7 protein-coding genes are annotated in these 13,534 nt (G+C 55.5%); 2 read left to right on the top strand and 5 right to left on the bottom strand.

The window, feature by feature from the left end:
* Window positions 1–612: 612 nt before the first annotated feature.
* From RMSM_RS01455 to RMSM_RS01440, 4 genes are all read right to left on the bottom strand, one after another.
* On the bottom strand, window positions 613–2,043 hold the full coding sequence (locus tag RMSM_RS01455) for a hypothetical protein (RefSeq protein ID WP_236621960.1): 1,431 nt from the start codon (window positions 2,041–2,043) through the stop codon (window positions 613–615).
* 132 nt (window positions 2,044–2,175) lie between these two features.
* The gene (locus RMSM_RS01450; RefSeq protein ID WP_052031442.1) at window positions 2,176–2,628 is read right to left on the bottom strand and encodes a TMEM14 family protein; all 453 of its coding nucleotides are present in this window, start codon (window positions 2,626–2,628) and stop codon (window positions 2,176–2,178) included.
* 272 nt (window positions 2,629–2,900) lie between these two features.
* A complete protein-coding gene (locus RMSM_RS01445) occupies window positions 2,901–4,310 on the bottom strand; it encodes a DUF1501 domain-containing protein (protein ID WP_008690449.1) in 1,410 nt (469 codons plus the stop codon).
* Window positions 4,311–4,314: 4 nt separating this feature from the next.
* Window positions 4,315–7,512 carry a PSD1 and planctomycete cytochrome C domain-containing protein gene (locus tag RMSM_RS01440; RefSeq protein WP_236621959.1) on the bottom strand — a complete coding sequence of 1,066 codons (3,198 nt, stop codon included), beginning with the start codon at window positions 7,510–7,512 and terminating at the stop codon, window positions 4,315–4,317.
* A 358-nt stretch (window positions 7,513–7,870) separates the two neighbouring features.
* Between RMSM_RS01440 and RMSM_RS01435 the strand changes: the two genes are divergently transcribed.
* Complete coding sequence (locus RMSM_RS01435) at window positions 7,871–11,656, top strand: 3-keto-alpha-glucoside-1,2-lyase-like domain-containing protein (RefSeq protein WP_008690444.1); 3,786 nt, start codon at window positions 7,871–7,873, stop codon at window positions 11,654–11,656.
* A 159-nt stretch (window positions 11,657–11,815) separates the two neighbouring features.
* On the opposite strand, the gene RMSM_RS01430 is transcribed toward RMSM_RS01435, so the two are convergent.
* On the bottom strand, window positions 11,816–12,880 hold the full coding sequence (locus RMSM_RS01430; protein WP_008690443.1) for a hypothetical protein: 1,065 nt from the start codon (window positions 12,878–12,880) through the stop codon (window positions 11,816–11,818).
* Between the two features lie 226 nt (window positions 12,881–13,106).
* On the opposite strand from RMSM_RS01430, the gene RMSM_RS01425 reads away from it, so the two are divergent.
* Window positions 13,107–13,534 (top strand): tetratricopeptide repeat protein (locus tag RMSM_RS01425; protein WP_040763487.1); only part of this gene is annotated, 428 nt, incomplete at its 3' end.

Below are 13,534 nucleotides of genomic sequence, written 5' to 3'. Positions count from 1 at the left end.
AGGCAAACTGCTGGGCCTTTGGCCCGGAACACGGAGAACAACGCAACCTCAAAACTTACGCGGCGCGTTATGAAAACACTGCAACACACGGGGGAAATGCTTTGCAACGTTGGCCGTTTGGGCGCTAGCCCCGGTTGAATGTCGGAACCGTGGCTATCGGGCGGTTGATTTAACGAAGTTTCCTATGGCGAGGGGTGGCTGATGGACTACCTCGTCCGTCATTGGTGTATTCGACGGACTAGGAAGTCCGTCGTACGACTAAATCAACAGCGCTGCTAACGCCAAAGCGACTAATAGACCGAAAGAATTCTGCCTAGCTGTTTAGGTAGGTGGTTTTCATAGCGGAACGGTGCGGGGTCTCGCCCGGTCAAATTTCGAACGTTTTACTCGCCTCAACCGGACGGCTTGCGCCGTGCCGCTACCAAAGCGGATGGCATTGGACATGCACCGGCTGCTGTGAATATCACCTCCGGTTATGATGTCGCCGACGAGACATCCACGAAGGAGGATTTTTCCGTGCTGGCAATATGCGTCTAGCAAGAATTTCTAATCCGTTTTTCGTAGCTTCGGCTTCGCCGCAGCGTCCTTTGTGATTGGTTGTCGGAGCGGGCTCTAGGAAGTCGCTCCTAGTACGAGCTCGCTTGTTCCTTTGGGCAGGTCGAAACAAGCGACGAGGTTTTGATCATTGGCGATCCATGTCCCTGCATCCAGTGTCGATCGACTTGTTGCTTCACGCAGGGGCGTGCGATCGTTTCCTCGATCGAGACTTACTGGTCCCGAACCGCCGTCGATTTGCAACGTGTATCGCTGTGCAGCAAAGGGGGCCGTCAGCGTCAACCGATTGCCCTCGCGGCGAATCTCGGTCAACTGTTTGGCGGCCCAATAACGGGCGATCTCGCTGATCTTCATCCAGATCGTGTCGTCGGCGAATCGCGACGCCAATGACTGGACGACTCTTTTGAAGGAATTGAATCCTTCTTCGCTGCCGTTGCTGTACATCCCCGGCCAATGGCAAATCATGACCGCCGGTTGCCGCCGCTCGATCAATTCGACCATTCGGCCGCGGGTTGCCGTGGCATTGCAGTAGCGATCCGGTTCGGAGAGCGAATCGCCCTGCCAACCGCCAAACCAATCGCCCGTTCCCGCCGGAACGTTCACCGTTAACCGCACGTCGTCGCTCCCCACGCCACGCAAATATTCGAGCTTGGGCTCCGTACTCTGGTCGCCCGAGATGACGTATTTGAAATAGTGAGGCAGATCGGTGCCGTAGACGTCGCGAACCGCTTGGTCGACCGCGATCGGCAGTTCGCCTTTCATCGAATTACCAAAACCACCGGGAGTGGTGATTCCTTCGCAGGGAAGATCACAGTTCTTCAGGATGCGAAGTGCATAGGCCAGATAGGCTGCCAATTCGTCGACACTCTTTTTTTCCTGAGGATACGAATTCTCCATCGTTGCCGCGCTAATCTGCTGCATCGGTCGGCCGGTCTTCAGATCGATCACGCGGGTGTGCGTGATCATCTCGGGATGAATGTCCCAGTTGGGGAGCATCAAATCGCGGACAAGTTTCAAGCTGGACTGCAAATCGGAACGTGACCAACCCGGCAATTCTCGGTCCAGCCAACCGACGCAGGCTGGATTGGGGACGATGCTGTACTTGCCTTTCACCCCCTGGCCGGCACACCACTGACCAAACTGGCGGACAAAGCGATCGGGGATCTCACGCGGCCATGATCGCCACGGTTTTTGATACTCGGCGCGGTTTGGCAACGCGGTCGCGAACTGTGGAGTGCAAAAGTGTCCCATGTTCACCAAGCACGTCGAATCATCAATGATGAACGACAGCGGCACTCGATCTCGCGGCATCAGCACTTCGATGCCCGCAGGCCGAGTCGGCAACGGAGCGGGCGTCGTGAGCTCCGGCGTTACGGCCGAACCCACACGAGACATTCCCATACCGGCGGCTGCCGTTGCGGCGCCCCAGGCAGATGTGCGAAGAAACTCTCGCCGGTCCTGGGGCATAAATACACGGTGCTGGTTCACTTCGGACGCTCCCGGTTGCTACTCGCATGCTCACGGCATGCACACCACGGCTCGCCGTACTGCCGTTATTCTATCGTGCACCGATGGACGCATGGCACCAACGACGCCCCCGTCCGCCTTGGTTCGCGGAACCTAGTTGAAAAAACGGAATAGGAGCGTGCCAACGGTGATCAGTCCCAGGACGACCACGAGCAGGTTTGGCATGACCTTGAACTTCTTCAGCAGCGAAGGGCCAAACTGGCCAATCAACAATAGCGAAACAACGATCCCTAGGATTGCCCCCACGGTGATGCCTCTGGCAATCAGGAATGCCGACAGCAGAAGCAGTCCGCCCGTGATGCAGCCTGCGATCAAAGAAGCTTTGCTTTGAGCTTTGACATAGCCCATGACTCCTCCAAAGACGACAAAAACTCCATAGATTGCTGTCATGATTACTGGAAAGTCCACACAAGTCTCTTTAGATTTAATGGTCAAGTTCTGGCAGAAATGATTCAGTGGATTCGAACACCGATCGATCCACGCAAGCTGCCGTTCGCCGAATTGTAATGGGTCGCCCCCAAGGTGCCAGCGGTCGCTCAAGGCCATCTACGATCGTAGTGGGACTCGCCAGAGTTCCTGGTGCTTCAAGAGAAAACACGGGAATTGTGGCGAATCCCACTACTCGAACATCACCCAATGGGTGCCAAAGATGATATTGAGGCTTTCGCCCCAGGCTACATGCTGCCGCCACTGCGTGGCTGAAAATCGCAACCCGAAGCGTCAGCGAGGGACTGAATCAAAATCAATTTACCCTTGCTTACGATTCGAGTTGGTTTCCCTGAAAGGTGGCGTTGTCCAATGAGGGATGACCAGGATGCTCATGCCAAAATATCGTGAATCACGTTGCCATGAACATCGGTCAAGCGAAAATCGCGGCCGGCATAACGATAGGTCAAACGCTGGTGATCGAGGCCCAAGCAATGCAGCATCGTGGCATGTAAATCATGAACACTGGTGCGATTCTGTTCCGCTCGGAAGCCAAATTCATCCGTGGCGCCGTAAACCGTTCCCCCTTTGATTCCACCTCCAGCCATCCAAACGCTGAATCCCCAGTGATTGTGGTCACGACCTAGCAGCGAGGCACCGCCGGACCCCAGTTCTACCGTCGGCGTGCGTCCGAATTCGCCGCCCCACAACACTAGCGTGTCGTCCAACATGCCTCGCTGCTTCAAATCGGTAAGCAGTCCCGCAATCGGCTGGTCCAACTCGCCTGCCAGTTTGCGGTGGTTGTCTTCAATCTTTTCGTGGTTGTCCCACGGTTGCCCCGCGCCGTGCCACAGCTGCACATATCGCACTCCGCGTTCGAGCAATCGCCGCGCGATCAAGGTTTGACGCCCATGTACGCCGGAGCCATAAAGATCCAAAATATGCTGCGGTTCGCCGGCAAGTTCAAACGCTTCCCTGGCATCTCGCTGCATCCGAAACGCCAGCTCATACGACTGAATCCTGGCTTGCAATTGAGCGTCGTGGCGGGACTGAAGGTGTTGGTGATTCCAGCGGCGAAGTAGATCCAATTGCCGTCGCTGAACATCACTTGACACCTGAGGGTGTTCGATGTTTTCAATGAGCTTACGAAACTCACGATGTTGTGAATCGATGTAGGTGCCCTGAAACGCGCCCGGCAGAAACGCGGATTGCCAGTTCTCGTTGTCTTTAATGGGCAATCCTCCGGGGCACATGGAAATGAATCCGGGGAGGTTTTGGTTTTCGGTCCCCAGGCCATACATTAGCCACGATCCCATGCTCGGTCGTGTTTGAACGGAGTCGCCACAATTCATCAGCATCAGCGACGGTTCATGATTGGGGACCTGGGCGTACATCGAGCGAATGACGGCGATATCATCAATGTGTTGTGCCGTTCGCGAGAACAGTTCGCTAACTTCGATCCCCGATTCTCCATATCGTTTAAACGAAAAAGGGGATGGAAACGCGGCACCGGTTTTGCGTTCGGTTGTCAGCGTCTTCGCGAGCGGTTGGCCGGCGTATTTTGCCAACGCAGGTTTTGGGTCAAAGGTATCGACATGCGAAGGCCCTCCATTGAGAAAGAAGTGGATGACGCGTTTTGCACGACCAGGGAAATGAGGCGATCGCGCAGCCAGCGACCCTGGCGTGCCCGTTTCGTAAGCCAACAATTGATCGTCGTCCAACACGCCCGCCAGCGCCAGTGAGCCTAGTCCAAGTGCGGAGCGTGACAGCAGATCACGGCGGTTGATATTCGGGTCTGTCATCAAGCTAATCCACAAATAAGAATTCGTTGGTACATAACAGTACCTGAGCAAGCTGCTCAAGTTCGTCAAGTTGTTCGGCGGTGTCTTTCGTGAAGTCGGACGTGGCATTCCAGCTTTCGCTTGGCGAAGATTCGAGCGTGATCTCCCAGAGGTACTGATCGCTATTGAGCACCTTGTTGATATCCACGATGAAATCGATTGTTTCGCCTGGTTGCAAGGTCAACGTGTCGACATTCATATCGACGACGTCCTTGTGGAGGCTGGTCGATGCGAGCAGTCCACCCGACGAGCTGAAGATACTGGCACGAATTCCATCACCTGGGGTTGCTTGATGGGTGACTTTAGAGCGAATTGCAACCGCCATCGCACGTGGAGCGGTCCAGCGACGAACTGCGGCATGCTGAACATCGTTTCCCGGATGGCCGCCGGTTGCGGTGAGCTGAACCCAGCCGAGTTTGGCATCTGGAAAAGAGGGGCCGCCCTGCCAGGCTTGGCCAGTAAAGTGCGGCAATTCCGTGAATCCATCAAGTCGCTTTGTTTCCGAATCGAAGTGCCCGAAACCATAACTCCACTCGAGTTCTCCGGTTTTAATTTTAGTCGTCTCTTGGGAAATCGGATGATCTAACAACGTCAAAGCGTCGGCCATCTCAATTTCACTCGGCGGTCGCTGGTAGGCGAGGTCGAACATTCGGGTGACCGCTTGCTGCGGCGGTTCATTCCGCACCAGATTCGCCAGCGCTCGAGCACGCTGGAGCACCAACGGATGATTCATGAAGAACAATGCCTGTTGAGGAACGGTCGTTTGGTTTCGCTTGGGGACATGTAAATCCGGGCTAGCAAAATCGAACATCCGTAACGTTGTCGGAAAGTATTGTCGATCAATTTGTCCATAGAGGCTGCGGCGGTTCGGAAAAGGAGTCGCAAACATATCTACGGGTTTGCCACCGATGCTTCGATCAAGCGTCCCAGAAGCTTGCAGTAGCGAATCGCGAAGTTCTTCAAACAAAATACGCCGCGGATTCATTCGCGAGAGCAAGCGGTTTTCGGGATCAACTCGGGTTAACCGTTGCCTATGTTCGGCGTTTTCAGGCATCGTCGAGCTTTGTCGATACGTCGCCGACAACACGATCAAACGATGCAGCGACTTGAGGCTCCAGTCTTTTCGTATCCACTCTGCGGCCAGCCAATCGAGCAATTGCGGATGCGAGGGGGGATCAGCTCGCACACCAAAGTCGCTGGGCGTTAACACTAAGCCGGTGCCAAAATGATGCATCCAAACGCGGTTGACCATCACTCGTGCGGTTAGCGGATTTTGTGGATCGATGATGGCTTGGGCTAGTTCCAGTCGTCCGCTGCCAATTTGGAAGGGTTGCCGCGTTGGCCCGCTGATCACGCTTAGAAATTGACGCGGAACATCGTCGCCCAGTTTCAATGGATTGCCGCGCAGAAAGATCCGCGGTTCGACCGGCGTTGCTAGGTCCACGAGCGACACGGCGACAGAAACGGGCTCGGCGGCATCAATCAACCAGCGGTCGATGGAACCTTGAAGCTTCCACAGCGTGGTCACACTGCTACTGTCGAAGAATGTTTCACAATGCGAGATCGGACTCTCAGGAACGCGGCACGTCGGCGAATTCAATACTGCCCGCAGCGCTTCGGTATCGGCATCGTCTGACTTAACCTCCGGATCGATTTGTGCAAACACTTCCCCGTATCGATCACAGACTTCGCGGAACGTGAGCGGCGGAGTACCAAAGGCTGCGGCAATTTTCGAGTTGACGTTTTGATTCCTCGTGGACGACGCGTGCCAACGTCGAGTGGCTGCTTCAGCCTCGCTGGCAAACGTGGCCGGTTCGAGATCCGCGTATGCATGCCACATTGCAAAGACTGGATCGTGATTCTGTTTCGCAGCACGCAAATAGTCTTTCCACTGCCGCACGAACGCGGGCAGCAGATCCGATTTCTGGAATATCTGATCAAAACCATCGGCGGGATATTTGTGCAACTCGGTTTGCGCAAACAAGTAATCGGCAATGCGTTCACGGGCTCGTTGTGAAGACTCGCTGGAGAGTTTCTGCATCGTTTCCTGCAACGCCAGTTGTCGCTTTGCCAATTCGGCTTGAAACGCTTCGTCACCAGGAGGGTCTGTCAGCACGGTTTGTTTTTCGTGACAGCTGTCGAAAACACCGTATAGCGAATAGTAGTCGGCTGTCGGAATCGAGTCGTATTTATGGTTGTGACATCGAGCGCAGGCGACTGTCAAACCCATCGTTCCACGGGTGACGACATCGATGCGATCATCAATCACATCACGTCGTACGCCCAGAAAGCGACGTCCCAATGTCAGTAGCCCCATCGCCGCCAAGTCCTCCGGTTGGCTATCGGCGACCTGATCCGCTGCGATTTGCAGCAACAGAAAACGATCGTATGGCATGTCGTCGCGAATCGCCTTGACAACCCAATCCCGATATGTCCAGGCCTGGGTCCAAAATCGTTCTTCACGTGCATACACATAACCTTTGGTGTCCGAATAGCGAGCGACATCAAGCCAGTGGCGTCCCCAATGTTCGGCATAGTGCGGCGACTGCAACAATCGTTCTACAAGTTTCTCGTACGCCAGCGGATCGTCATCGTGAACGAATGCGGTAACCTCGTCGGGCGTCGGCGGCAAACCGGTCAATGAATACGTCACTCGGCGGATCAACGTGCGACGATCCGCAGGCGCGGATGGCGGCAAGCCATGTTCGTTCCGTCGGGCCGCGATAAACGCATCAAGCGGTGTCTGAATCCATTTGGCGTCGGCAAGGTTTTGGACGTTAGGAATCGCTGTTTGCTTTACCGCTTGAAACGCCCAGTGATCCTTGCGGTGGCGGGGTCTTTGCTCAGCGGGCGGCACTAAATCCGCAGGCCATCGAGCACCACTGTCAATCCAGGCCTCGATGGTGCGTATTTCGTGTTCCGCCAGCTCTTTGTTGGGTGGCATTTCCAAGCCGCCTTCACGACGGATCGCCGAAACGAGCAAACTGGCCGCGGCATCCCCTGGCACGATCGCCGCGTCACTATCTCCACCGGTCAGTAGCGATTGAAGCGAATCAACTCGCAAGCCTCCCTGCTGTTTTTTGGGGCCATGACATTGACCGCAACGTTCGAGCAGTACCGGTCGCACTTGTTGCTCGAAAAAATGTTCTTCTTGTTCCGTCATCGCGACCGTGTTTCCATCGCCCCACGCAGAGGCGGTGCATAGCAATGCCGATAGAACCACCAATTTGGATAAGCAGATGGCGTCTGCGCAGCGAAGATTCCCAAGCAAAAGTCTCGAGGGGGGCACGAGAAACATGATTCGTAGGTGGGGCGAGAGGCGAGGCAGGCAAATAGCAAGCAGACTTCAAATGTACCCGATGTGAGGGGGCAATGCTAAGCATTAATCCCCTCCCCTCATTTGTGGTGGTGCTAAATAGACTTTGCGATTCGCTCTGTATACACTGGTGCGTCCCACTCTGTGTCTCCTGCTCGTGTGGTGCTTCCCCCTCCTTTCCTTCCACTATCCCCGCCGAATTTCGATGCCACTGCGTTCCATCGTTCCCTCTTTGCTGTTTCTTTTCCTTGCCGCGACAGCCTGTTGGGCGGTCAATCCCTCGGAAAAAAACGCCTCCGATACCGAGAAATTTCAAATCCTATTCAACGGAAAGGATCTTTCCGGATGGAAAGGGGTTGATGGATTTTGGTCGGTTTCGCAAGGCGCGATTGTCGGCCAAACGACTGCCGACAATCCGACCCAAGGCAACACGTTTTTGGTGTGGCAAGATGGCGAGGTTGCCGATTTTGAATTCCGTTGCAAAGTCCGTTTCGAGGGCAATAACTCGGGCGTCCAGTACCGTAGCGATGTCGTCGATGCAGACGGATTTGTGCTGGCGGGATACCAAGCGGATTTGCATCCAAGTCAAAACTACTTTGGCATGATGTATGGTGAAAAGTTTGCCAACCGCGGCATCATCGCCACTCGTGGGCAAAAGATTCAGATCACCGCCGATGGCGAAAAGAAGGTGCTCGCCAAGTTGCCCGCCAATGAGCAACTTGTTGACACTCAGTGGAACGATTTGCGGATCGTTGCGGTGGGCAATCGCATGATCCATCAAGTCAATGGAGTGACCACCGTCGATGTGACCGACGATCATCCCAAAGCCATGCGAAAAGGCGTGCTCGGTTTGCAGTTGCACGCCGGACCCGCGATGAAAGTCGAGTTCCGCAACCTGTTGCTGCGAAACCTTGACGCGGAATCGGGCCAGCAACTTGTTCGCAAACTATCGAATTCCACTGCCGCCCCAGGCAGCGATGACGCAGTGGCGATTCCACAATCACCCGACGCCAAGAAAGAGTGGTTGACCGGCGCCCCCGAAGCTCAGTGGATCTGGAGCAAGAAATCGACGAGGAATCAGAAACTGTATTTTCGCAAATCGTTCTCGCTTGCGGCGGCCGCCAAATCGGCTCCCTTGTATACCACTTGTGACAACCATGTGAAGGTTTGGGTCAACGGGAAATTGGTGGCGCAGAGCGACGCTTGGCAGGAACCGGTCGAAACCGATGTGGCAAAACACCTGCATGTCGGCGAGAACGTGATTGCGGTCCAGGGCCAGAACGACGAAGGTGTCGCGGCGTTGGTTTTCAAAATGACGGCGGAATTGGCGAACAACAGCAAGACGACGGTTGTTTCGGACAAGTCATGGAAGATCGCCGATAACGTCACCGATGGCTGGCAAACCGCAGCAACCAACCCATCGGCTTGGGCCAGCGGGACGATACACGTTGCCGGTAAGCTGGGGGTTGGTCCTTGGTTCGTTCCTAACTATTCCGACGCAGCCGGCGGTAGCAACGATCCGCTAAATCCTCGCCACATCATCACGCAGCCAGGCTTTGTGATCGAGCGTTTGTACGAGGTCCCAAAATCCGAAGGCAGCTGGGTTTGCTTGGCCACCGATGCAAGTGGCGGTTTCTTTGCCAGCGATCAGGCCGGTAAAGGAATCTTTCATATCACCCTCGTCGATGGCCAAACCAAGGTCGAACCGATTGGGGTGAAAGATCCCGAAAGCGGCCAAGTCCTCTCGGGAGCTCAAGGTTTGTTATGGGCGTTTGATTCATTGTGGGTGCATCGCAACGGCGGCCATTTGTATCGCGTGACCGACAGCGATCAAGATGGCAAGCTCGACACTGCCGAGCGTTACCCGAGCCGCACCGGCGGCGGTGAGCATGGCAATCATGCGTTGATTTTGACCGAAGACGGCAAGGGCATTTATATGGTCGGCGGAAACCATGCGCCGATGGGCGACGTCGCATCGAAGCGAGTTCAGTCATGGGACGAAGACTTTTTGTTGCCGCGGATGTGGGATGCTCGCGGTCATGCCCGCGGCCGGCTGGCTCCCGGTGGTTGGGTCACACGATTGGATCCTGAAACAAAAGAACAAGAGCTAATCTGTATCGGATTTCGTAACGAGTATGACGTGGCGCTAAACCGTTTTGGCGACATGTTCACGTTTGATGCCGACATGGAATGGGACATGGGGATGCCGTGGTATCGCCCCACGCGGATTTGCCAAGTCGTCAGCGGTGGCGACTATGGATGGCGAAGTGGCAGCGGGAAATGGCGTCCTTATTTCGAAGACAGTTTGCCGCCCGTCGTGGATATCGGTCCGGGTTCGCCCACCGGCGTTGTCTCGGGAATCGGTGCGAAATTTCCCACGAAGTACCAAGCCGCACTGTTTGCATTGGATTGGACGTTTGGAACGATTTACGCTGTTCATATGACGCCCGACGGTGCCGGGTACACCGGAGAAAGTGAGCCGTTCGTCTACGGCACGCCGCTTCCCGTGACTGATGCGGTGATCGGTTCGGATGGACACTTTTACTTTACCGTCGGCGGTCGTGGCGCCGCTTCGGCAATGTTCCGTGTGCGCTACGTGGGTGACGAGTCGACTGCGGCTCCGACAACCGATCCGGATGCGGCGGACAGCAAGGCTCGCCAGACGCGGCGAATGCTGGAAGCCTTTCACGGTCACGTTGACGCGAAAGCAGTCGAGACCGCTTGGCCCTATCTGGCAAGCGAAGACCGTTTCATTCGCAACGCAGCACGTGTTGCGATCGAGTCGCAACCGGTTTCCGAGTGGGCCGATCGGGCGCTGAGTGAGTCGGGTGTGCAAAGCAAAATCACCTCGGCGGTAGCACTTGCGCGAGTGGGTAATTCGAGTCATCAAGCCCCACTGCTCGACAATTTGTTGGCGATGGAACCCGCCGAGCTTTCGGAAATGCAGCTGCTGGGGTTGTTGCGAGCCTATCAATTGACCTTCATCCGCTTGGGCAAACCAAGCGAAGCACAACGAAAACAAGTCATCGCGGAACTGGATGGATTGCTGCCGAATCAATCGCCGGATGTAAATCGTGAGCTTGTCACGATCCTGGTTTATTTGCGTTCGCCAACCGTGATCAGCAAGGCGATGAAGTTGATCACCGAGGGATCCGAGCCGGTCATTCCGGATTGGGAAGAGCTGGCAAGTCGCAACCGAGGTTACGGGGCGAACATCGAAAAGATGCGTGAAAACCCACCGCCATCGCAAGAGATTGCACTGGCGTTTGAATTGCGGAATTTGGCGACCGGTTGGACGGTGGATCAGCGACGAGCCTATTTCGAATTTCTGAATCGAGCCGCCAAGGGCTCCGGTGGCGCCAGCTACCCTGGGTTCTTGGAAAACATGCGAAGCGAGGCGCTGCAGACCTGTTCCAACGAAGAGCGTCAGGCACTTCAGGACATCACCGGCGAAGATTTCAATCCCGTGCCGGACTTTGAAATCACTCCGCCAAAAGGACCAGGAAAAAAATGGAAGCTGGACGAAGTATTGGCGGCGACCGGTGGCAAGCCTGATTTCGAGCGAGGCCGAAGTTTGTTCTTCGCCGCAGAATGTGGCAAATGTCACCGCTTGGCCGGTTTAGGTGGCGGCGTTGGACCCGATTTGACCAGCATCCCGAACAAGTTTGATCAGCGGTATGTGGTCGAGGCGATCGTGCATCCCAGCAAGGACATTTCGGATCAATACGGTTCGACCAATGTACTCGTTGACAGCGGTCAAATCGTAACCGGAATCGTGGTCGACAAAGGTGACAAGATCGAGGTCTATCCGGTCAAAGCGACTGACAAACCAATCGTGGTCGCGAAAGACGAGATCGAGGCGATGGAGCCATCGACGGTGTCGCAAATGCCCGAAGGACTGCTGGACGCGCTTAGCAAGGATGAGATTCGTGACTTGATCGCCTACCTGATGGCAGCTGGCAATCCCGAAGACCGCCGCTACAAAAAGTAGCATCCAAGAGCAATCGCCGTAGCATGGCGTTTATGAAAAAAGTCCGCTTGGATTGAGATCCGTGGGGATCCAATCCAGAGCGGACTTTTTGTAGGTAGTGATCTTTGACAAGATTCACTACTGGAAATGATTGCTGACAGGCTGGCAGCCTGTGCTACGTTAGCGAACGGTGGCTGAACCGTTGGCGTTGGCGTTAACGGCGGCGTTGGTCGAAGCCGCACTTTGTGCAGCCGCCTTGGCAGTCCCTCGAGCTTGCGCGACAGCTTGTTGTTGTGCCGATGCAAAAGCAGCGAGTTGCGTTTCCATCGCGTCGGCGTGGGCCATCAATTCCGCGTTGGCCGATGCGATTGCTTGATCACGCATCTGCGAAATCTCGGCACGTCGTTGGCGTGCCGCGACTGCGATCATCGCTGACAGATCGACGTTGGCATCCAGGATTCCCGCGATGCCAAATTCGCCGCTTGTGTGGCTCTGTGTCTGTGCTGATGCGGAAGCTTGACCCGCGATGGCCGCTTCGCCCGAAGTCAACAGATTTCCGCCAACCGCTGTGGCGTTGCTGGACGCCGCATCGGCGCTGGTTTGACCTGCGGCGGCAATGTGGGACGCCGTGCCCGCCGCCGTGTGGGCGTGCCCTTGAGCGTTGGTCTTGATGACTGCGGCGGTGCGAAGTGGATTGAATTGACCAAAGATCGAATCATAAACCGCCACGTCGCCGTGAGTGATTTGGATCGCGGCCGCCGAAACGCCGACACGTGCTTCGGTGTTGTTTGACGCCGCGATTTGGTTTTGTCCGATGCGAGCGTTGCCATTAACGTTGGCACTGGCATTGGCATCGACGTTGGTATTCGCGGCGGTCGACAGAGCCGCAGACGATGCGGCTTTGCCAGTCGCTTGAGCCCGGGCGGCCAAACGAGCCGCTTGGCGTGCCGTCGCTTCGATTTGATTGTTCACTCGCGCGGTCACGTTGCCTGCGATTTGAGCTTGCACGCGTTGCTGGACCTGAGCTTGGACTTGAGCCTGCACTTGCGATTGAATTTGATTCTGTACCTGTCCCTGAACTCGCTGCTGAACTTGTGCCTGGACCTGTTGTTGGACACGTTGCTGCGTTTGAGCTTGAGCTCCTGAGAGTGCACCGCCGAGGCCCTGAGCCTGTGCCGTGGTTGAGATCGCAGCCCCTGCGACGACGACTGCGATTATCCGTCTAATTCGTTTTTGATCGTTCATCCGTAAACAAGCTCCATGCGAGGGAATAGAGAAGCGACCCATTGGTTGTTGGCGATGAGATCCACGACCATCGTGAATCGGGGTGGTAATTCGCGGGGACCGCGTGTTACTAAGTACTTGGAACGCCAAGCCTCGGTCACTTCACCGGCACACTACCTCATCCCGGTCGCAATACGCCAGACAGATTCGTTTGCCATTACGATTTTTTGATAGTTGCATCGATTTAATGCTTTCAAATTCTTCTCTCACGACTTACTCGCGATTCGCCTGTGGCGTCGCATGGTTGTGTGTCACCTTGGCATCCGGTTTGTTCGTCCAAGGTCACACCCCAGCGTTCGCTGAGGATTCGGCACTGGAAAAAGCTGGATCCAGTGATGGACAGCCCAGTCAGGGGCAGTTGGCCATGTTGTCAATGTTGCAACAGCGGGTCGCCAAGACCCCCAATCATTCTGATTCCTGGCGGTCGCTGGGGCGTTTGCAAAATACGCTCGGTGATCCCGATGCGGCTCTCCTTTCGATTCGCCGTGCGATCGAATTGGATTCGTTTAACGCCGCAGCCCACTTCGATTTGGGACAATTATTGGTTTCCCGTGGGAATGAGGGTGAAGCTCAGCGTCATTTCGACCGTGTCTACGAAATCGCACCGGCCAGCTC

It is taken from the genome of Rhodopirellula maiorica SM1 (genome assembly GCF_000346295.1).
Taxonomy (GTDB): domain Bacteria; phylum Planctomycetota; class Planctomycetia; order Pirellulales; family Pirellulaceae; genus Novipirellula; species Novipirellula maiorica.
This window is presented reverse-complemented; position numbering and strand designations above follow the sequence as displayed.

Coding starts and splice junctions, on each gene's coding strand:
- RMSM_RS01450 (WP_052031442.1), bottom strand. CDS start 2,628: ATGGCCTTGAGCGACCGCTGGCACCTTGGGGGCGACCCATTACAATTC.
- RMSM_RS01445 (WP_008690449.1), bottom strand. CDS start 4,310: ATGACAGACCCGAATATCAACCGCCGTGATCTGCTGTCACGCTCCGCA.
- RMSM_RS01440 (WP_236621959.1), bottom strand. CDS start 7,512: ATGACGGAACAAGAAGAACATTTTTTCGAGCAACAAGTGCGACCGGTA.
- RMSM_RS01435 (WP_008690444.1), top strand. CDS start 7,871: ATGCCACTGCGTTCCATCGTTCCCTCTTTGCTGTTTCTTTTCCTTGCC.
- RMSM_RS01430 (WP_008690443.1), bottom strand. CDS start 12,880: ATGAACGATCAAAAACGAATTAGACGGATAATCGCAGTCGTCGTCGCA.